Source organism: Bacteroides sp. L10-4, from assembly GCF_013373675.1.
In the GTDB taxonomy this organism is placed as follows: domain Bacteria; phylum Bacteroidota; class Bacteroidia; order Bacteroidales; family Bacteroidaceae; genus Bacteroides; species Bacteroides muris.
Window position 1 is genome coordinate 49,918 of record NZ_JABXJH010000011.1, and the last position, 21,021, is coordinate 70,938.

Genomic DNA, 21,021 nt, shown 5'->3' on the forward strand with positions numbered 1-21,021 from the left:
GATATGAAGACAAAATATATTTATTTACTTTTGGCTGGAATCTTCGCATTGATGTCTTGTGAGGAGGATGCTACCCCCATATTGGAATTGAAGACTGCTGCTGCATTGCATGCGCTTTCCCAAACAGACATTACTATTACTAAAGACAATAAGGATGCGCAATTTCCGGAAATAGCTTGGGATAAGGCAGATTATGGAGTTTCTGCAGTAGTTAATTATGTTGTAACTCTAACAAATACTTCTACCAATAAGAGTATTGTAATAGGAGAAACAGGGGATGCAAAACTGGCATTTACAAATAGTGAAATGAATTCTTTATTGGCTAAGGTAGGAGCATATCCGGGGCAAACGTATGATTTTACTGTTTCTTTGGTTTCTGAGGCATATGATGCTTATACTGATGCAGCTAGTAACTCAATAACTTTTAAGGCTACACCTTATGACCCTAATGTAGATAATATTACATGGAAGTATGCTTATGTAGCTGTTGGCTATCCTGATTGGGACTACACTACTGCCTATTTGATAGGTGACCCTGACGGTGATGGCATTTATAGTGGTTATGCCAATTTTGATGGTGCTGCTTCTTATGCAATCATTGATGGTGCAGACCTTACGAAAGTATTGGCTAAAGACCAGCAAGTTACTGCTGATGGTAAAGGTTTCATTGAAATTACTTTAGATGCAGAAGGTAAGGTAACCCAATCAGAGAAAGGGCTGGTTTGGGGAGTAATTGGAGATGCTACGTCTAGTGGTTGGGACAAAGATACCCAGATGGAATACGATACCACTACTCGTCTTTGGACAGTGGTTACTCCGTTGCTCGATAAGGAATTCAAATTTAGAGCCAATAATGACTGGGGATTCAATTATGGAGCAGAAGAAGGTAAACTTTCTGAGTTGGCCGGTAACTTGGTTGCTGGAGGTCAAAATTTCAAAGTGGTAAAGGCAAGTCCCTATATTATTACTTTAAATTTGACTAATGCAGGAAAATATACTTATAGTATGGAAGAAACAACGATTGAGCTTTCTAGCTCTGCAATGACATTGCCTGGTAGCTATCAGAGTGGTGATGGTTGGAAGCCGGAAGCTGATGATTGCTATAAGGTAGAATCTGCAGCTCGTGATTTCAAATATACTGGCACTCACTATTTCCCTGCCGATACAGAATTCAAGTTCTATGATTCTGGTACGTGGATTGGTGTTGTTGGAGATATTACTTGGAATGAGGCTAAGACATCAACTACGTTTGTTATCGGTGATGGCGGTAATGTTAAGATTGAGGCTGCCGGTTATTATCGAGTAGGTGCCGATACTAAGAAGATGGTTGCTACTTTGGATAAGACAGGTTGGGAGATTATTGGTGATGCTACTCCTGGTGGATGGGATAAAGGCACTTTAATGGATTATGATGCTGAAACGCAAAAGTGGTCGGTGACTGTTACATTAGGTGATGGTGAAATGAAATTCAGATGGGATGCAGCTTGGACTATAAACTTTGGTGGTAGTTTAGGTGCGCTGACGCAGGATGGTGGAAATATTAAAGTTTCAGCTGGAACATACACGATTGTATTGGATCCAGAAGCTAAGAATGCTACAATGACAGCCAATTAAGGCTCTCTTATTTATAGAAAAAGGATTAAGGGGGGACCTTTAATCCTTTTTTATTTGTCAGACCAATGAATTGTAAATAGATGAGGAATTTATTTTATACTATACTTGTATTATTGACAGTGTATGCTTGTGCCGGAAAACGCGAGATAGTTACTGAACAAAAGCAAGTATTACCTGCTGTAGAAGACGTTGTGATGTACGAAATCAATCCACGTGTTTTTGCTCTGAAGAATGCATTTAATGTCATATCAAAACATCTTGATTCTATTCAGTTTTTGGGTGTTAATGTTGTTTGGTTTATGCCAATCTATGAGATTGGTGAGGTAAATACGGTGAATTCTCCTTATTGTATCAAAGATTATAAAAGAATAAATCCTGAATTTGGAACAGTAGAAGAATTTAAGCGTTTAGTGGAATTATGCCATGAAAAAGGAATAAGTGTAATTTTAGATTGGGTTGCTAATCATACATCTTGGGACCATGCTTGGATTAAAGAACATAAAGAGTGGTATACTCAGGATAGTATCGGAAATATAATTTCTCCTGCAGGAACGGGATGGAATGATGTGGCAGATTTGAACTACGATAATGCAGATATGTGCCTTGCAATGATTGATGCTATGAAATATTGGATACAAGAAGTTGGTGTAGATGGTTTTCGCTGTGATGCTGCTGATTATGTTCCATATACTTTCTGGAAGCAAGCTGTTGATTCTCTGAGGGCTATTCCAAATCGGAAATTGTTAATGTTGGCAGAAGGTAAGCGCAAAGATCATTTTGATGCAGGATTTGATATGAACTATGCTTGGGATTTGATGGAGGCGATGCGGGATGTTTTCGTTAATGATAGTAGTGCGGCACGCTTGTTGGAGGTGGATTGGAGCGAGTATGACTCAATTCCGGCAGGAAAAATGAAATTACGTTTTATTACCAATCATGATGAGGCTTCTAAAATGTCGCCAATTGTGGAGTTAGGAAGTGAAAGGGCAGCTATGGCTGCTTTTGTTGGAACAGTTTTTTTGCATGGTGGAGCATTGATTTATAGTTCACAAGAAATTGGACATGAGGCTCCTATTAATTTTTTTGCATATACATCCGTGGATTGGTCCGAATGTTCGGATATTTATCAAGAATATGGGTGTTTAATGGGATTGTATAATAAATATCCTGCACTTCGGAAAGGAATATTAACTGGGTATCCTGCTTCAGACGTCTTGATGTATCAGAAAAGTGATGGTAAAGATGCTTTTATGATATTGGTTAATGTGCGTAATAGAGATGTTTCTGTTATCTTACCGGAGGGTTGGAAGCATCATGTAGCTACTGATATTTACGAAAATAAACCTCTGGAATTGATGAATGAAATTAAACTGAATGCATTAGAGTATAGAATAATTAGATTCTGACGGCTGGATTTTAATAAAAGAGGAGACCCTATACTATTATATTGTGTAAGGTCTCCTCTTTTTGTTTGATATGCAAACGTTTTCGTGATATTGTTCTCGTTTTCCTTTACGTTAATTGATTTGCCCTTTCTTTTCCGGTTATATTTGTGAAGTGATAACTTTAAATACTTCATATTATGAAAATTATCGTTCAACGTGAGAATCTTGTTTTATGGCATTTGATATGCTTCAGCGTGCTACTGGCATTCACGGCATGTAGTGACAACAAAGAGGAGTTTCAGGAATATTTGACTCCTGCCTCCGGTAGTGAAGCTATTTTTGAACAAGGTTTTAGCTTTGCTGAAGCTGCTTCTTCACAAAGTGTCAGTTTTGAGGCCGGATATCAATGGACTGCTGAGCTGAGTGGTGAGGATATTGGCTGGTGCAGTATCAATCCGGCAAAAGGCTTGTCAGGAAAAGCTACGATTATGGTTTCTGTTGCTAAAAATGAAACTGGAATAGCGCGTACAGCACAATTGAATATTATATCCGGTTCAAAAAGGGAAGAAATATCCGTCACTCAAGCTGCCAATGCAATTGCAATTCCTGCTGGTCTGAGTTATACACCGGTGGTACCAGATGCTGATCAGCCTCTTGTCATTACGTTTAAAGCGGATACAAAGTCTGCCCTCTATGAGTATAAAGGAGATGTGTATGTACATATTGGTGTTGTCAGTGAAGGTCGTTGGCAATTCGTGCCTGCAGAGTGGGCAGAAAACAAAGATAAATGTAAGATGACTTTATCTGAGGCTAATATTTGGAGTATTACATTGAGTCCGAATATCCGGGAGTGGTTTGGGAGTGGAAAGACACCGGTGAACCAACTTGGAATAGTGATTCGTAGTGCGGATGGTAGTAAAAAAGGAATAGATACTGATTCCTTTATAGCGGTAACTGATACAAAATATGAAGGATTTGCACCCGGTGAGATTAAAACTGCCGCTGTACCGGCTGATATGGTCGAAGGTATCAACATAATGGATAATTCTACAGTGACACTGGTACTTTATGATAAAGATGTGAATGGAAATCATAAGGATTTTGCACATGTTGTGGGTGACTTTAACAATTGGACTTTAAGTAATGACGAAAAGTCGCAGATGTATCGTGATGATGCTTCCGGATGTTGGTGGATTACGTTGGCGGGGTTAGATGCTGGTAAAGAGTATGCTTTCCAATACTATGTGGGTACAAAGGAAGGTGAAGTAATTCATTTGGCAGATGCTTATACTGAAAAAATACTGGATCCTGATAATGATAAAGATATTTCAGCTTCTACCTATAATGAAAACCTGGTTTATCCTAAGGGAGGGGTAGGAATCGTTTCGACCTTCAAGATACAGAAAGATAGTTATAACTGGAAGTATAATGATTTTAAAATAGCAAATCCTGAGCAATTAGTGATATATGAATTGCACTTGCGCGACTTTACGGCTACGAGTGACATTAACGGTGCGATGGGAAAGCTTTCTTACTTGAAAGAAATGGGTGTCAACGCTATTGAGTTGATGCCGGTGCAGGAGTTTGACGGCAATGACAGTTGGGGGTATAATCCTTGTTTTTTCTTTGCGATGGATAAAGCTTATGGGACAAAAACAATGTATAAGCAGTTCATTGATGCTTGTCATGAGGCTGGTATGGCAGTTATTCTGGATGTGGTTTATAATCATGCTACAGGAAATAATCCGCTGGCTAAACTCTATTGGGATGGTGATAAGACTGCAAAGAATAATCCATACTTCAATGTGGAAGCACCTCATCCTTATAGCGTGTTCCATGATTTCAATCATGAAAGCCCATTGGTGCGTAAGTTTGTGAAGCGTAATCTGCAATTCTTGTTGAAGGAATATAAGGTGGATGGCTTTCGTTTTGATTTGACGAAAGGGTTCACACAAACCTCTTGCACTGAAAGTACAGCATCCAATTACGATGCGGGTCGCATTGCCGTCCTAAAGGATTATAATGCGGCCATCAAGGAAGTGAAAAAGGACTCTTATGTTATCTTGGAGCATTTCTGTGATTCAAAGGAAGAAAATGAACTGGCAGCTGATGGTATGCACTTATGGCGTAACTTGAATAATGCCTATTGTCAGTCGGCTATGGGGTATGCTGAAAATAGTTCTTTTAGTAGCCTTTATGAGAAAAACACTGCATGGGTAGGTTTTATGGAAAGCCATGATGAAGAACGCACAGCTTACAAACAGTCGCAATGGGGTGATGGTGTGCTGAAAACCGACCTTGATGCCCGTATGAATCTGTTGGCACTAAATACAACTTTCTTCCTTACCGTTCCTGGTCCTAAGATGGTTTGGCAGTTCGGAGAGATGGGATATGACATCTCTATTGAAGAGAATGGCCGTACCGGTAGGAAGCCTTTGCATTGGGAATATTTAGATAACGCCGATCGTAAAGGGCTGCACGATGTTTATGCAGGTTTGATGAAGCTGCGCAATGCTCATCCGGAGTTGTTTGATGCAAATGCAACTTTGACATGGAAGGTGGAAACTTCTGATTGGGACAACGGTCGTACATTATTGGTAAAAAGTATAACAGGTAAGCAACTGGTGGTGGTGGGTAACTTTACACATACCGCTACTGATATTGTTTTCCCTGCCACTCCTGGTAACTGGACCAATTACTTTACAGGAAAAAGTGAAACCGTAAATAAACAGGTTAATGTACCGGCTCATGGATATGTGGTCTACACTAATTTCTGATTTCGGTAAGAATCATTCATACATCTTTATCAGCACCCGATTCAGCCAGTTCCAACGGAAACGGAACCAGCGTCGGGTGCTGCTTTGTTTTCCTCCAAAGCGGAGAACGAACTCACGGTAGCCATGTTTACGGAAGGGAAGTCCCACGTCCATGAACTCTAAGTGGCGGTATCCGCGTTGTTTGGCATCATCCAGTGCTTTCCATACGGCAAGAATCCCCGGATATTGCAGGGCATAAGTCTTGCGCATGCCACCTGAGAACCATAGATAGGCGCTATCATCTGAATAAATGCATGCGCTGCCACCGATAATCTTCTCCTTATAAATGACGATGAAGATTTTGCTTTGCTGCCCTTTTGTCAACTGGTTTTCGAGATGCTGAAAGAACTTGATGCTGGGGAAGTGGCGCCGTATCTTGGAAGAATATACGTGGCGCAACATCTGGGCAAAACAGAGAATCTCCTCTTTGGTACGTGCTTCCCGTACTTGGGCGCCGTTTTTGAGCCCTTTCTTTATTTGCCGGATACGTGACGGGCTGAAACGCTCTTCCACCTTTTCGACGCTGTGCAGCGAGTTGCGTACCCGCAGCCAATTGATGGCGATGTATTGGTTGTCCCGGAAAGATTTGTATCCGAACATGGCATTTTCCAGGTTGCGGAACTCGATGAGAAAAGAATCGCGCAATGCTTCATTGGTAAGCCTTTGCAGCATGTCACTGAAGATAATCTCTTTGTCTGCCTCGTTATTGAAATATTCTCCCGTACCGTACACCTCACATCTTTTGATGATGCCGGGGGGAAACATGCGGACACTTTTACGTATGGCGGCAAGCAGTTTCGCAACGGGCTTGTCATCTTCGGATGCTACAATGAGTATGGGGGTATACCCCGGAGTTGCCTCGTAGATTCGGAACAACTCTGTGGAATGGAAGGTGTTGGTGCCTGGCAGAACAGGAACCTTGCTCCCACGGTAATATGTAGTGAGTTTGAGGGGCATTGCTTGCAAACTTAACAAAAAAACTGAAATTTCGGTTGGCATGGGTAGGCTTTTTTATTAAATTTGTCACTATAGCTGAAGTCTTACATAAAAAGAATGGATATGATTTTTAAGAAAAAGAAAACGGTTCTCGAAGAACAGCCGCTGTGCTACTGGGAAGAGTCCTCTTATATGATGGCAGTGCCTAAGGGGGGTGGAATGGATTTGTCGGTACGGCTTTTTGAGCGCGTGGCTGCTATCTCTGGAGTGGAATTGTTGAAAAAACGTTTGCCTGATGAAGACGAACCGGGATATATGGAAGTAGGATATGATGGCGAAGTGTATGAAATAGGTTTCTATGAAGGTGATTTTTCAATGCCTGATATGTTTAATCGTCGGGATTATTATTTCACTGACGAAGAACTATATGCTATTGGCAGAGCCGATAGGGCACTTACGGTGTTCATGAAGTTCGGCGTTGACGGGCAGAAGTCCTACCATCTGCAACTGAAGATTGCTGTAGCTATGGTGCCCGACCTGCTTGCCATTGTGGACGAAAGTGCCGAGAAACTGGTTTGTGCTCGGTGGGCCACTCTGGCTGCCGACTCGGCGGTAGTTCCCGGAACGAGTGTTTTGTTCACGGTACATGCTGTGACCGATGAAGGAGGCGAGGTGTGGTTGCATACGCACGGATTGAACCGTTGCGGTTTGTATGAACTTGAGATTCTGAAATCAGACAAGGAGAATTACAACAACCATTATTACTTGATTTCCGCCCTTGCTAGTCATCTGCTCGATAAAGACGATAGGACTTCCGAACCTGGTGTTGGCGTATATATCGGGATGTTGAATGACCGTTTGCCGATAGTGGCCACCTACGTTTCGTGGACAAAGGCGCTGGATGAGTACCGAAGCCTCGTTCTTGGCAGTGCGGACGACCGTGAGGAGGGACACAACGGCCGCACGGCACCCGTGTTCATCTATACGAGTGAGGACGACGAGAAGAAAGGCAGACTGCGGAAGGTGTCCGAATACGATAGCATGTGGGGTGAGAATCCGCTATTCTTTATTAGTACCCGTGAAACCAATCGCATGAGTGCGTTGGCTCGCGAGCGTTTCGGTCTTGTGAAATACATGGCAAAGAAGGACGAAGACTCTATCTTGCTTAAAATTGGCTTGAAGACAGACAGTGCCGAGCAGGCTGACGACCGCGAACATATTTGGTTTAAGCTGTTGGAGTTTGATGGAGAGCGTTTCAAGGGACAGCTTATACAAGAACCTTACGACGTCAGCCACATGCACGAGGGTGATGAAGGGTGGTTTACGGTAGAGGATGTGACCGACTGGATAATCTATTTAGAGGAATTTTCGGTTGCTCCGGATACCGCCTATCTGCTTGTCTGATACAAAAGGAAGCGGGGAGAAGATTGTAAGGGCTTTTATTCGCCATTCCCGGATATTTTATCTAAATTTGCCTTCGCTAAACACGAATATGTTATGGAAAGTTTCAGTGAATTGATAAAAGCCCGCCGCAGCATGCGGAAGTTTACAGAAGAAGAATTGACACAAGAACAAGTCGTTACTTTGATGAAAGCAGCCCTGATGGCACCCACGTCGAAACGCAGCAATGCATGGCAGTTCATAGTGGTGGACGAGAAGGATAAATTGAAGGAACTGTCATATTGCAAGGAGCAAGCATCGCAGTTCATTGCCGACGCGGCACTGGCAGTAGTGGTCGTTGCCGACCCACTGGCAAGCGATGTGTGGATAGAGGATGCTTCCATTGCCTCTATTTACCTGCAACTTCAGGCTGAAGATATGGGATTGGGAAGCTGCTGGGTGCAGGTGCGCGAACGTTTTACGGCTTCTGGTATGCCTTCTGGCGAGTATGTGCACGAGATGCTGGATATTCCTTTGCAACTGCAGGTGCTCAGTGTCATTGCTATCGGCCATAAAGGGATGGAGCGCAAGCCTTTCAACGAAGACAATCTGCAGTGGGAAAAGATACATATCAATAAATATGGAGGAAAGTAATAGTGAGTGCAGCAAAAGCAAACAATAATCGTGATACATATAAGGCCACTGCCATCACACTGATTGTATTCGGCATTCTTTATTTGATAGACAAATTGGTGCATTTCTCCGCAATCGGTTTGCCGTGGGTGATGAATAAGGATAATTTTCTGCTGTATACCGCAGTGGTTTTTTTGCTGTTCAAGCATGACAAGTCGGTGGGATTGGTATTGACTGGCTTATGGCTGATATTGAATTTCGGATTGATAACGGCTTTACTCGGTACGATGTCGGCTTATCTGTTGCCATTGGCACTACTGGTATTAGGGGCTATTCTATATTGGTTGGCAACAAGATAAGCGTATGGCGGGAAGAAGTATAGAAGATACGTCTATTGCCTTTATCGGTGCCGGGAATCTGGCTACTAATCTGGCAAAGGCTTTTTATCGGAAAGGGTTCCGTATTGTGCAGGTCTACAGCCGTACAAAAGAATCTGCGCAGGAGTTGGCACAGACGGTGGAGGCGGCATATACCACGGAACTGCAGACGGTTACGAAGGAGGCGCAACTTTATATCGTTTCGCTGAAGGACGCGGCTTTTGTAGAATTATTGTCCGCAATTGTTTCCGGAAAGGAGAATGCTTTATGGGTGCATACAGCCGGCAGTATTCCTATGAATATTTGGCAGGGACATATTGCACGTTATGGAGTGCTTTATCCGATGCAGACTTTCAGTAAGCAGCGTGAAGTGGATTTTGGTCAGATACCGTTTTTTGTGGAAAGCAACTCGGAAGAGGATATGCAGCTTCTGAAGGATATTGCTTCGGCCCTATCGGAAAAAGTGTATGAAGCAAATTCTGAGCAACGCAAGAGCCTGCATCTGGCAGCTGTATTTACGTGCAATTTTACTAACCACATGTATGCTCTGGCAGCCGAACTGTTGAAAAAATATGAACTGCCTTTTGAGGCAATGCTCCCCTTGATAGACGAGACAGCCCGCAAGGTGCATGAGCTGGAACCGCTTGTTGCACAGACAGGACCGGCTGTACGCTACGACAAGAATGTCATCAACGAGCATTTGCGGATGCTTGCCGACGAGCCGCAAATGCAGGAATTGTATCGGGAGATTAGCGAGAATATACATCGGATGGTAACGAAGTAGTCCGTCGTCTACAGAGTGGGAGAAGTGTGCCACATTGACACCGTCGGTTTCAATACTTGACACCAACAGTTTCTTGTATTGATATCGGCAGTTTCTTATATTGGCACTGACAGTTTCTTGTATTGAAACCATAAGTGCCGGCGCTTGAAAGATTGTGAAACTCGTATCCTATTGTGTATAAGTGTTATAACGAAATAATAAAAAAGTGCAATGAGTACTATAAACTATGATTTGAAAAAGATAAAGGCTCTCGTTTTTGATGTGGACGGCGTGCTGAGTGCCAATGTCATTCCCATGAGCTCGGAAGGAGAACCTCTGCGTACGGTCAACATAAAGGATGGCTATTCTTTGCATCTGGCAGCCAAGCAAGGTGTGTTGTTGGGCATCATCACCGGTGGACGTACGGAAGCTGTTCGCAAACGTTTTACGGCTTTGGGCTTTGCTGATGAAAATATTTACATGGGGTCGTCTGTTAAAATACATGATTACTGTGATTTTCGTGACCGTCATGGTCTGAAGGACGAGGAAATATTGTATGTAGGCGATGATATTCCAGACATTGAAGTGATGCGTGAGTGCGGTTTGCCGTGTTGCCCGAAGGATGCTGTTCCTGAGGTGAAGGCGGTGGCCCGCTATATTTCGTATGCAGAAGGCGGGTATGGTTGTGGTCGCGACATCGTGGAGCAGGTCTTGAAGGTGCAAGGGCTCTGGATGGCTGATGAAAAGGCTTTCGGCTGGTAATAATTGTATGCAGAGGCACAGAGATACAGAGTTTTCACTATTCGAAGCACGTGTCTCTCCTGTTTTAAATGTGTCTCTGTATTTGTCAAATAATTGGTAATATGTTAGATAATCTGAAGAAATATAAGGTGATTCTTGCTTCTAACTCTCCGCGAAGGAAAGAATTGCTGGCAGGGTTGGGAGTGGAATATGAAGTAAGGACTTTGCCGGATGTGGACGAGTCCTATCCGGAGGCATTGAAAGGGGCAGAAATTCCCCTCTACATATCTAAGAAAAAAGCGGATGCCTATCGGAACATGATGCAGCCGGGTGAGCTGATGATTACAGCAGATACCATTGTCTGGCTGGATGGACGGGTGCTTGGGAAGCCCGGGGATAGGGAAGACGCCATGCAGATGTTGCGCGATATGTCCGGACGTACCCATAAAGTGTTTACCGGTGTTTGTATCACTACTGCCGGGTGGCAGCGTAGCTTTGCAGCAACCACCGAAGTGCGTTTTGCCGAATTGAGTGAAGAAGAAATTGCCTACTATGTGGATAAATATCATCCTATGGATAAGGCAGGAGCCTATGGCGTGCAAGAGTGGATTGGGTTCATCGGAGTGGAGAATATATCCGGAAGTTACTATAACATAATGGGACTCCCCGTACAAAGGCTGTACAGGGAGTTGCTGACTATTTAAATCAAGTCCATTATCAAAGGAAAGTCCTTTTCATCGAGCCCCTGCTTGATGAGCATTTCTTTGTCTTTACTGAACATTTCTCTGAAAATCTCCTGTCCGCCATATTCCAAGGCTGCTTTACTGTAAAGTTCGGCGGCCTTTTCTATGTTGCCCGTTCTCCAGGAAACATGCCCGGCATTGAGATAGTCTGCTGCAAGCGGCTTGGAGGTAAGTATCTTTTCATAATACTTCATCGCTTGTTCATATTTGCCGTTGACAAACGAGCACCAACCTATAGCACGCCATGCCTTGATGCAATTGCTTTCGATGAAATCAAGCTTGAAGAAATATTGCAGAGCCTCTTCATATCTTTCCAGTTCGGCAAGGCAGCTTCCGGCATAGAAAAGGACATTATGGTTTTCAGGCTGGATTTCCTCTACCTTCTTGTAGTATTCCAATGCGGATGTAAAGTCTTTTGTCTGTCGGTAGCAAGTAGCGAGATGGCGGATTGTCCAGACATGGTCGGGTTTCAGGACATCGGCTTTCAGGTAAGCGGCTATCGCCTCCTTGTACCGCTTTTCTTTTTGCAGGCAATAGCCTGCTTTTTGATAAATGTTGGCATCTGCCTGCTTCAGGGCTATCAATTCTTTGTAAAGTTCCAATGCTTCTGTCGGATGCTCTTTGCGGAAGTGGAAGTCGGCAATGGCAACCAGCAAACCCGGTTTGCACAGAGTCTCTTTGAGTACCGGGATGCGGTGTAGGGCTATCTCTTCTTTGAAGATGTCGCGGAACTCGTGTCTGCGTTGGCTCAACTTGAAGAAACGGTATAAGTCGTGGATATACTGGTTGCTGATGACATCCGGCCGTTCGGCATATTGTTGCAGGGCAGAGGATTTGCTTTCGTCCATGAGCGCATCCAAATTTTGGGAAGTCATCTGGCTGAGCATCATCGTACGCTGTGATTGCGGTATATGTGCCATTATGAAGCAGAGGGAATACTTGTCGCTATTGCAGAAGAAACCGGATTGGAGGATGAGGGAGAGTATGGCATTGTCTCCGGTAGGCTTGAATCCGAATTCCTTGATGATGCTGGAGTGGTGCATGTCGAACGGATAGAACCAGTTGTGTGGCTCCTTGAAGAACGGATAAGTCTTGAGCTGGGAAAACGTACTCATGTAGACATCGGCGCCTTCCAGTTGCAGTTCGTTCATTTCCCTTATCTTATCTTCCAGCCCGGAACTTTCAAAGGCTTTCTCCCAATCCGGGTTAAGGTCATTCTCATCGGGATTCTCTTCGAAGCCGAATTTCATATTGCGCATGATGTTCACGTTCCTCATCATCTCCGGTATGATTTCCTCACGCATTTTCTTGTTTATCTTTTCTGTTTCCTGACTGCGGAGCAGTTCGATGTAAATGCGGTTCAGTTGCTTGCCGAAACTGCCGTCCTCATTGAGCAGGGAAAGGCGGGCTGTCAGTTCGGGATAGAGCTGCAAGCGGGTAGGATGAACAAGAAGAGTGAAAGCAATTCCCACCAGAGCCCGTTGGTTTACTTGCGTATTGGCATGTGTGAAGGCATCCAGCAACCATGAGAATTTGTGGGCGTCAAAGCATTCTATCAGACTGAGCATGACAGCGCCGGTAAACAAGCATAAGTCATTGACGGGAAGCATTTCTGATTCCAATAATCCTTTGGCCTGCTGTTCTGCTTCTGTAGACCAGTTGCTGTTACTCCATGTGGAGAGGAAAAGGACTTGGGCGGTTTGTTCGTGCCGTTGCAGTATGGCATCCAGGCCTTGGTTGTCTGGCATCAGCTGGCAGACGGCTAAGTCATCGGGGAAAGACTCCAATACCTTCTGTAGGGTGGCAATGTTGTATTCTTTTGGAAGGCGTTCGCGGTTATTGCGCAGGGAATGGTAGTAGTGTGTGGAAACCCTGTCAAGCAGGGATAGACGGGCTTGGTCAGCGATTTCCCAAGTCTCGGTCTGTATTTGGCAGTAGAGTTTCTGCCGTGCAGGGTCGTTTATTCCTTGGCGCATGTATTGCAGCATATACCGGTAGGATGTTTGCACTTGTTCCAAGCGGTTGCGGAGAGCCCAGTTTCCACTGTTCCATAAGAAGGATTCCAGTTGCGACTGAGCCTCTTTCAACCGTTGTTGCTTTAGCAGGGCAATGATATGCAGATATTGCTCTTGTATGGTTTTCTCGTTCATAAATTTGTATCTTTAAGAAGGTATACTTCACAAAAGTACAAAAAGAATACCAAAAATAGAATTCCTTTTTGAGAAACCATTCAAAAAGCTACCTTACAGCAGTCCGCTTGAGCCCAGTAAAATCAGCATGGCATATCCCAGTATCAAGCCGATGGCTCCCATAATGAGACCTACTTTTTCCATGTCTTTTTGTTTAATCATGCCTGTGGCATGCGCCAGTGCATTGGGCGGGGTACTGATGGGTAACACCATTGCAAGGGATGAACCGAGAGCCACGCCTACCAATAAGGTGAGTACTCCTCCCATGGGTTGAAGCGTATCGCGCATACTGATACCGGCAATGGCAAGGATGGGGACGAGCAAGGCGGCAGTAGCCGTGTGCGAGATGAAGTTTGCCATGGCATAGCAGATAAGCCCTGAACCTACAATCATTACGATAGGCGACCATGTGTTGAAGGGGATAGCCTCAATCATGTGTTTGGCCAGTCCGGTTTCATTCAATGCCACGCCTAAAGCGAATCCGCCGGCAACCATCCAGAGTACGCTCCAACTGATTTCTTCAAGGTCTCGTTTCGTAATGACTCCAGTAATACAAAATACCGCTACCGGAATCATGGCTACTACATTGGAATTGACGCCGGTAAACTTGTCGGACATCCATAACAGTACGGTAATGGCAAAGGTGATATAGACCACGATAGAGCGCCAGTCTTTTTGGGCTTCGCCTTCTATCTGCAGTTGAATGGTCTTCTGCTTGAAAGGGAACAGGCGTAGAAGAATGAACCAGGCGATAAACAGCACGATGATGGTATAAGGCATCATAAAGCTCATCCATTCACCGAAGCCGATATTCATGTTCAAACCTTCGGGGTCGTTCAGGTATTTCAAGGCAATGGCATTGGGCGGTGTGCCGATAGGGGTTCCCATACCACCCACGTTGGCTGCTACCGGAATGGCGAGTGCCAGGCCTATTTTCCCTTTTCCGTCAGCGGGAAGCGCTTTCAATACCGGGGTGAGGAAGGTAAGCATCATAGCAGCGGTGGCTGTGTTGCTGAGGAACATGGAGAAGAAGGCAGTCACTAAGATAAAGCCTAACAGTACGTAGCGCGACTGTGTACCGAAGGGTTTTAGCATTACTCGCGCCAACAGCACGTCCAGACCACTCTTCGTGGCGGCAATCGCCAGAATGAATCCGCCGATGAACAGCATGATGATGGGGTCGGCAAAACAGTGCATGATGGATTTGTACTTTACTGTCTGTCCCAATTCTTCGGGAGAGTAGCCTTGCCTGAAGAACCATAAGCTGCTGTCGGAAACGGTTAACAGCAGTAACACCACAATCAGTACGGAAGTAGTCCATGCCGGTACAGCTTCGAATACCCACATCAAGGTGGCAAAGACGAATATGGAAATCAGTCGTTGTTCAATTAAGGTCAGGCCTTCCACTCCAAAGGCGCTGATGGGAAGAATCCACAGCACCAGAGCTATTGAGCTGGCGATAATGAGCTTGATAATTCTGGATACAGTTCGGTCTTCTGCCAAACGCTTAGCTTTCTTAAGTTCTTGATAGGCTTCCACTAAATGAAAACCTTTGAATATTTTATACATGGTATTGGGGTTAAATGGTTATTGAATGATTATTTATTTTATACGTGAAACTCTGTTTAGAAACGCCAGTAGAGCTGCAAGTCAAAAGTGTTGTAATGGCCGTCATTGGCGGTACTTCTGTTGTTCGTGTAAGTGTAGTTTGCCTGTATTTTTAGGTTTTTATAGAAATAGTAGTTGGCGGCAAGGCAATAAAGTGCCTTTTGCGAACTCCACTCTTTCTTGTCTCTGTATACATCCCATTTTGCATAAACTTTCAATTTAGGACTGAGTGGAGCGCCTATCATTACGTACCAGGCGTCTGCTTTGTCCGAGGTGCCCTCTTTCAGGATGCCGTTACTGTCATAGTCGGTTATTTTGTGTCCTTCACTAGTGGCATATTCGGCGCGTACGGTCCATGCCGACTCATACTTCAGACCGAATGCCATGCGGTTGCGGTCGACGGTGATTCCGTTTTTCGTATAGTCGCCTGTCCAGCCGAATACTCCGACGGCAAGCTCCTTGACGGGATGGACATAGACTCCTCCGATGATATCCTTGGAACGGTTCTCGTCCTTATGGTTGATGCCTTGCCCGTTGTAGACACCTACCTGATAGTGGACGAAGTTGTGCCTGTTATTACCTATGGGCAGAAAGTCGCCTTGGAATTGAAGCCCCAAGTCACGTCCGTTGCTGGAATGCTCGCCTACGCGGTCGCTCATGCCTGCCAGTTTGGTGATGAGTTGGGAATAGGCACCGAAACCAATGTCCCACGGGTTCATGGGGTTCTCGAAGGTGAAGGCGCGTTTGAATTGTCCGAAGCGTACATAAAAGAATTTGTACTTTTGCCATTCCGCCCAGGCATCCACAATGCGCACACCTTTTTCGTTAGCGTAGTCTCCCGGTTTGCCGTTCAGCTCTAATTGTAGTTTATATTTAAAATCCAGAACTTTACCGTCCACATAGGCGCGTACTAATCTTATGTCAAAGTCTGTATGGCTTTTGGTGCTTGCATCCAAGTCTTGGTCGGTGATTGTTGCTTTTCCTATGACGTAGCCACCGAAGGACGTTTTTTGTATCAAGTCTTTCTTTGCTTTTTCTCCAATGGAAGCCTGTGCATGGGCAAGTGTAGTCAGCATCAAGGCTAATAGTAGTATGATGTTTTTCTTTGTGATTTTCATTATTAATAGATATAATAAGACAAAAAGAAGAGCTGCACTCAAATGTTCGGTTTGTGTTTTCCGAAAATTAAGTGCAGCTTTATATGTGCTTTACTTATTTTTATTCGTTGATTGCAGCGATACCAGGAAGAACTTTTCCTTCGATTGCTTCGAGCAATGCACCACCACCAGTAGATACGTAAGATACACCGCTTGCCAAGCCGAACTTGTTGACACAAGCAACAGAGTCACCGCCGCCTACGAGTGAGAAAGCACCGTTTTTGGTAGCTTCTACGATAGCTTCGCCTACAGCACGTGAACCGTGAGTAAAGTTCTCGAATTCGAATACCCCCGTCGGGCCGTTCCAAAGGATAGTCTTGGAGTTCTTGATGACATCTGCAAAAATCTTTTCAGTCTCAGAACCGATATCAAGACCTTCCCATCCATCAGGAATTTCGTTAACCGGGCAGAACTTGGTGTTGGCATCGTTGGAGAAAGAATCGGCAATCTTGGCATCAACAGCTAAAACAAGGTTTACACCTTTTTCTTTTGCTTTCTTCATCAGGTCAAGAGCTAAATCCAGTTTGTCATCTTCGCAGATAGAAATACCAATCTTGCCACCCATAGCTTTGGTGAAAGTATAAGTCATACCACCGGCAATAATCAGGTTGTCTACCTTGTTCAGCAGGTTTTCAATGATTTCAATCTTAGAAGAAACCTTGGAACCACCCATGATGGCAGTAAACGGACGTTGGATATCGTTCAAAACTTTATCAACAGCTTTTACTTCTTTTTCCATCAAGTAACCGAACATCTTGTTGTCCTTGTCGAAATGTTTAGCAATCAATGCAGTAGAAGCATGTGCACGGTGAGCGGTACCGAATGCGTCGTTTACATAGCAATCTGCATAGGAAGCCAATTTCTTGGTGAATTCTTTCTGGCTTTCTTTAACAGCTGCTTTGGCCGCCTTCTTTTCTTCGTCTGTTGCATCTTCAGCCAAACCGCGGGGTTTGCCTTCCTCTTCAGCGTAGAAACGGAGGTTCTCAAGTAACAACACTTCACCCGGTTGCAGAGCAGCAGCCTTTACTGCAGCTTCTTCACCCATGCAATCGTTAGCAAATTGCACCTCAACACCCAACAACTCTTCGAGATGCTTCAGAATGTGCTTCAAAGAGAACTTGTCAGCAGGACCTTTCGGACGACCGAGGTGAGAACCGATAATTACACTACCGTTATCGGCCAAAATCTTCTTCAATGTAGGAAGAGCGGCACGCATACGGGTATCATCTGTAATGTTGAAGTTTTCGTCCAAGGGCACGTTGAAGTCCACACGGACAAATGCCTTTTTCCCGGCAAAGTTAAATTGATCAATTGTCATAATATTCTATATTATTTAAAAGTGTTATTAATTTCTTTTTTGTGAGCGCAAAGTTAGTATTTATTTCTTTTTTTTGCTATTAAACCGTTGTTTATTCTTTATCTTTGCCGCTCTCTTTGCTAACTTTATATTTCTGGCAGTAATATTTGCACATTAATTGCAAACCGCAGTTATCACATTGGGGAGTACGCGCTTGGCATACATATCGACCGTGCAGGATAAGCCAATGGTGAGCTATGGGGATGTCTGTTTCCGGTATATGTTTTACCAATTCTTTTTCGACACTGAACGGAGTTGTACATTTATCAGATACGAGACCTAGGCGATGGCTGACCCGGAACACGTGTGTATCTACTGCCATAGCCGCTTTATTGAAAACGACAGATTGGATGACATTGGCTGTTTTGCGGCCTACACCGGGTAGTTTTACCAGTTCTTCAAGAGTATCGGGGACCTCACTGTGAAAGTCTTTCACCAGCATTTGAGCCATGCCTACAAGGTGTTTGGCCTTGTTGTTTGGATAGGACACGCTGCGGATATACTCGTATACCACGTCGGGAGTAGTAGCAGCGAGTGCTTCGGGAGTAGGAAAGTCCCGGTAAAGGGCAGGGGTAATCATATTGACGCGTTTGTCCGTACACTGTGCAGAGAGAATAACCGCTATCAACAGTTCGAACGGATTGTCATAATGCAACTCTGTTTCGGCTATAGGAACGTTCTCCCTAAACCAAGCAAGGATTTTTTCATAACGCTCTTTCTTTCTCATCTTAATTTGTTTTTATGATAGTGAGGAGATACTTTCAGATTGAAATAGAAGATGGAGATAACCGTGAGGCAAGCTCCGAAAAAATATGCCATATCGAAGGAGGTAATCTGTGCGATATAACCTCCTGCTGTCAGACCTATGCCAATGCCTACATCCCATGAAGTCAGGTAGGTAGAGGTTGCTGTTCCGCGCTGGTTGTTGGGAGCCAGGTTTACGAACAGCGTATTGAAGGCGGGGAACATTGTTCCGAAGCCTACTCCTAATAGGAGGGCAACCATAAAAAACAATATGTTTGTCAGTTCCGGGACGGTCTTCATCAATAGTCCGCAGGTGGACAATATGAAGAAACAGCTACATACTAGATACAACCCTAAAGTTATGACTTGGGTGATACGTCCCTTATCCACTTGTCTGCCGGAGAACATACGGGACACTGCCATGCCGACGGCCATAAAAGTAAAGAACAATCCGGAATTCAAGGTAATTCCTATTTCTTTGGCATACATGGCTACATAAGTACTTGTCATGCCATATGGTATGGAAAGCAAGAGAAGTGCGATTCCTGCCGGGATACCTTTCAGTAGCACAAAGCGGTCCAATGAGATAGGTTCTCGTTTGACGGGTTGTTTGGGTGGGGTCTTGACGAGGCATGCGGCAACAAAACCGATAGTTCCCGATATGAGCGAGCAGGTGAAAATCGTTTCAAAAGAATATATGTCATGCATGAAAAGGCCAATCATTGGACCGAAGCTCATGGCTGTATTGTTCATCAGTCCATAATATCCTACGGCTTCGCCGCGACGGGATGAAGGGGTAATGTCAATCACAATTGTATTTCCTGCTACAGTAACCATTCCAAATGCAAGGCCGTGGACAACCCGCAACATAATGAATATGGATAGGACTCCCGCCAACATGTAACCTGCGAAAATGGTGATAAAGATGAAATATGCCACCAGATAAAGAGGCTTGCGGGCCAGTGTGTCGAGCAGGTATCCCGAAAACGGGCGTATACAGAGTGAGGCAATGGTATAGCATGACAAGATGACACCTACTGCTGCATTTCCGGTATGGAATACCTCAGTCAAGTAGAATGGAAGAACCGGTAGTATCAGATAAAAGGCAAAATACAAAAGGAAATTGGCAGCCAGGATAAGGCAATAGCCGGAGGTTACAAGTTTGTCTTTTGCCATAGCGAAAAATAGTGGTTAGCGATGAGTGGTTAGTGATGGGTGATTAATGATTAATGATTAATGATATGCTGAGAATGCGCAACTTATTAATCACTAATCACTAACCGTTATTCACTATATTTAGTAAGCACTCTCGAATTCTTTCAAGAAGCGTGTGTCATTTTCAGAGAACATACGAAGATCTTTCACCTGGTATTTTAAGTTGGTGATGCGTTCGATACCCATACCCAGGGCATATCCGCTATACACTTTGCTGTCTATTCCGTTCAGCTCCAATACATTCGGATCTACCATACCGCATCCCAGAATTTCTACCCAACCCGTATGCTTGCAGAAAGGACAGCCCTTGCCGCCGCAGATGTTGCAGCTGATATCCATTTCGGCACTCGGCTCTGTGAAGGGGAAATAGGAAGGACGTAGACGAATCTTGGTGTCACTGCCGAACATCTCTTGAGCAAAGAGCAATAAGGCCTGCTTCAAGTCAGTGAAAGACACATTGCAATCTACGTATAAGGCTTCTACTTGGTGGAAGAATGCGTGTGCGCGGTAGCTGATGGCTTCATTACGGTATACACGTCCCGGACAAAGTACGCGGATAGGAGGCTGTGTAGTCTCCATAACACGGCTTTGCACGCTGGAAGTGTGTGTACGAAGAATGATGCTGTGTGATACGTTTTCTGTATCATTTTCGATGAAGAATGTATCCTGCATGTCGCGTGCCGGATGGTCTTCGGCAAAATTCATGGAGGAGAATACGTGCCAGTCGTCTTCCATTTCCGGTCCATCGGCAATGTTAAATCCCATACGGGCAAATATATCGATGATTTCGTTTCTCACGATGGAGAGCGGATGGCGGGTTCCTAATTCTACCGGGTAGGCTGAACGGGTCAAGTCAATATCGTCACAGCCGGTATCTTGGCTTTCGAACTGTTCTTTCAAAGCGGCAATCTTTTCTTGTGCTTTGTTTTTCAGTTCGTTCAAGCGCATACCCACCTCTTTTTTCTGTTCGGCGGTTACATTGCGAAAATCTGCCATCAAGTCATTAATGGCTCCTTTTTTACTGAGGTACTTGATGCGGAGTGCCTCTAATTCCTCGGCGTTAGCGGCTTTCAGCGCCTCTACTTCCTGCAGAAGCTGATTGATTTTAGCTATCATATTGTTGTTATCTTATTTATTTTCTAAGTTAAAAACGGTGCAAAGATACAATATTATCATTGTTTTGCCTCCACTTGGGGAAGATAATTTGGTATCAATGGTACAAAATCTTATGTGAAGAAGAAATGATAGAGGATAGGAGAAAAAGTGATATATATGTAAAAGTCTTCATATTGTTTATGGAAAAACATAAATGAGCGTTGTTTAGTGACTTTTAAAATATACTTTTACTATCTTTGCGCCCCGT

At 44.3% G+C, this 21,021-nt stretch carries 17 protein-coding genes; 9 read left to right on the plus strand and 8 right to left on the minus strand.

Going from position 1 to position 21,021, the window contains the following annotated elements:
- Positions 1 to 3 precede the first annotated feature (3 nt).
- The 3 genes from HU824_RS05555 (at position 4) to HU824_RS05565 (ending at position 5,776) form a co-directional block, all read left to right on the plus strand.
- Positions 4 to 1,614: a SusF/SusE family outer membrane protein gene (locus tag HU824_RS05555; protein ID WP_008663879.1), complete on the plus strand. Its 1,611-nt coding sequence runs from the start codon at positions 4 to 6 to the stop codon at positions 1,612 to 1,614.
- 80 nt (positions 1,615 to 1,694) lie between these two features.
- Entirely contained in the window at positions 1,695 to 3,020 is a 1,326-nt protein-coding gene (locus tag HU824_RS05560; RefSeq protein ID WP_005826350.1) for an alpha-amylase family glycosyl hydrolase, read from the plus strand.
- A 176-nt stretch (positions 3,021 to 3,196) separates the two neighbouring features.
- Entirely contained in the window at positions 3,197 to 5,776 is a 2,580-nt protein-coding gene (locus tag HU824_RS05565) for an alpha-amylase family glycosyl hydrolase (protein WP_176468330.1), read from the plus strand.
- A 12-nt stretch (positions 5,777 to 5,788) separates the two neighbouring features.
- Here HU824_RS05565 and HU824_RS05570 read toward each other — a convergent pair whose 3' ends face one another.
- Positions 5,789 to 6,772 (minus strand): GNAT family N-acetyltransferase, encoded by a 984-nt coding sequence (locus HU824_RS05570; protein ID WP_176468331.1) that lies wholly within the window; start codon positions 6,770 to 6,772, stop codon positions 5,789 to 5,791.
- 102 nt (positions 6,773 to 6,874) lie between these two features.
- Between HU824_RS05570 and HU824_RS05575 the strand changes: the two genes are divergently transcribed.
- From HU824_RS05575 to HU824_RS05600, 6 genes are all read left to right on the plus strand, one after another.
- Positions 6,875 to 8,155, plus strand: a complete 1,281-nt coding sequence (locus HU824_RS05575) for a DUF4026 domain-containing protein (protein WP_158573896.1) — start codon at positions 6,875 to 6,877, stop codon at positions 8,153 to 8,155.
- A gap of 93 nt (positions 8,156 to 8,248) precedes the next feature.
- Positions 8,249 to 8,785: a nitroreductase family protein gene (locus HU824_RS05580; RefSeq protein ID WP_136010785.1), complete on the plus strand. Its 537-nt coding sequence runs from the start codon at positions 8,249 to 8,251 to the stop codon at positions 8,783 to 8,785.
- 2 nt (positions 8,786 to 8,787) lie between these two features.
- Positions 8,788 to 9,123: a hypothetical protein gene (locus tag HU824_RS05585; protein WP_136010784.1), complete on the plus strand. Its 336-nt coding sequence runs from the start codon at positions 8,788 to 8,790 to the stop codon at positions 9,121 to 9,123.
- Between the two features lie 4 nt (positions 9,124 to 9,127).
- Positions 9,128 to 9,925, plus strand: a complete 798-nt coding sequence (locus HU824_RS05590; protein WP_176468332.1) for a Rossmann-like and DUF2520 domain-containing protein — start codon at positions 9,128 to 9,130, stop codon at positions 9,923 to 9,925.
- A gap of 210 nt (positions 9,926 to 10,135) precedes the next feature.
- Positions 10,136 to 10,666, plus strand: coding sequence for an HAD family hydrolase (locus tag HU824_RS05595; RefSeq protein ID WP_176468333.1), 531 nt, complete (start codon positions 10,136 to 10,138; stop codon positions 10,664 to 10,666).
- A 101-nt stretch (positions 10,667 to 10,767) separates the two neighbouring features.
- Complete coding sequence (locus HU824_RS05600; RefSeq protein ID WP_176468334.1) at positions 10,768 to 11,349, plus strand: Maf-like protein; 582 nt, start codon at positions 10,768 to 10,770, stop codon at positions 11,347 to 11,349.
- Here the strand turns inward: HU824_RS05600 and HU824_RS05605 are convergent.
- The 7 genes from HU824_RS05605 to pheS form a co-directional block, all read right to left on the minus strand.
- Positions 11,346 to 13,538, minus strand: a complete 2,193-nt coding sequence (locus tag HU824_RS05605) for a tetratricopeptide repeat protein (protein WP_176468335.1) — start codon at positions 13,536 to 13,538, stop codon at positions 11,346 to 11,348. The genes HU824_RS05600 and HU824_RS05605 overlap by 4 nt on opposite strands.
- A gap of 93 nt (positions 13,539 to 13,631) precedes the next feature.
- Positions 13,632 to 15,146, minus strand: coding sequence for an SLC13 family permease (locus tag HU824_RS05610; protein ID WP_176468336.1), 1,515 nt, complete (start codon positions 15,144 to 15,146; stop codon positions 13,632 to 13,634).
- Between the two features lie 56 nt (positions 15,147 to 15,202).
- Positions 15,203 to 16,303, minus strand: coding sequence for a porin (locus tag HU824_RS05615; protein ID WP_136010778.1), 1,101 nt, complete (start codon positions 16,301 to 16,303; stop codon positions 15,203 to 15,205).
- A 100-nt stretch (positions 16,304 to 16,403) separates the two neighbouring features.
- Positions 16,404 to 17,663 carry a phosphoglycerate kinase gene (gene pgk, locus HU824_RS05620; protein WP_176468344.1) on the minus strand — a complete coding sequence of 420 codons (1,260 nt, stop codon included), beginning with the start codon at positions 17,661 to 17,663 and terminating at the stop codon, positions 16,404 to 16,406.
- An 88-nt stretch (positions 17,664 to 17,751) separates the two neighbouring features.
- Positions 17,752 to 18,426 (minus strand): endonuclease III, encoded by a 675-nt coding sequence (gene nth / locus HU824_RS05625; RefSeq protein WP_176468337.1) that lies wholly within the window; start codon positions 18,424 to 18,426, stop codon positions 17,752 to 17,754.
- Complete coding sequence (locus HU824_RS05630; protein ID WP_136010775.1) at positions 18,423 to 19,619, minus strand: MFS transporter; 1,197 nt, start codon at positions 19,617 to 19,619, stop codon at positions 18,423 to 18,425. Before HU824_RS05630 ends, nth begins: the two co-directional genes overlap by 4 nt.
- A gap of 120 nt (positions 19,620 to 19,739) precedes the next feature.
- A complete protein-coding gene (gene pheS, locus HU824_RS05635; protein ID WP_176468338.1) occupies positions 19,740 to 20,774 on the minus strand; it encodes a phenylalanine--tRNA ligase subunit alpha in 1,035 nt (344 codons plus the stop codon).
- Between the last annotated feature and the right edge of the window lie 247 nt (positions 20,775 to 21,021).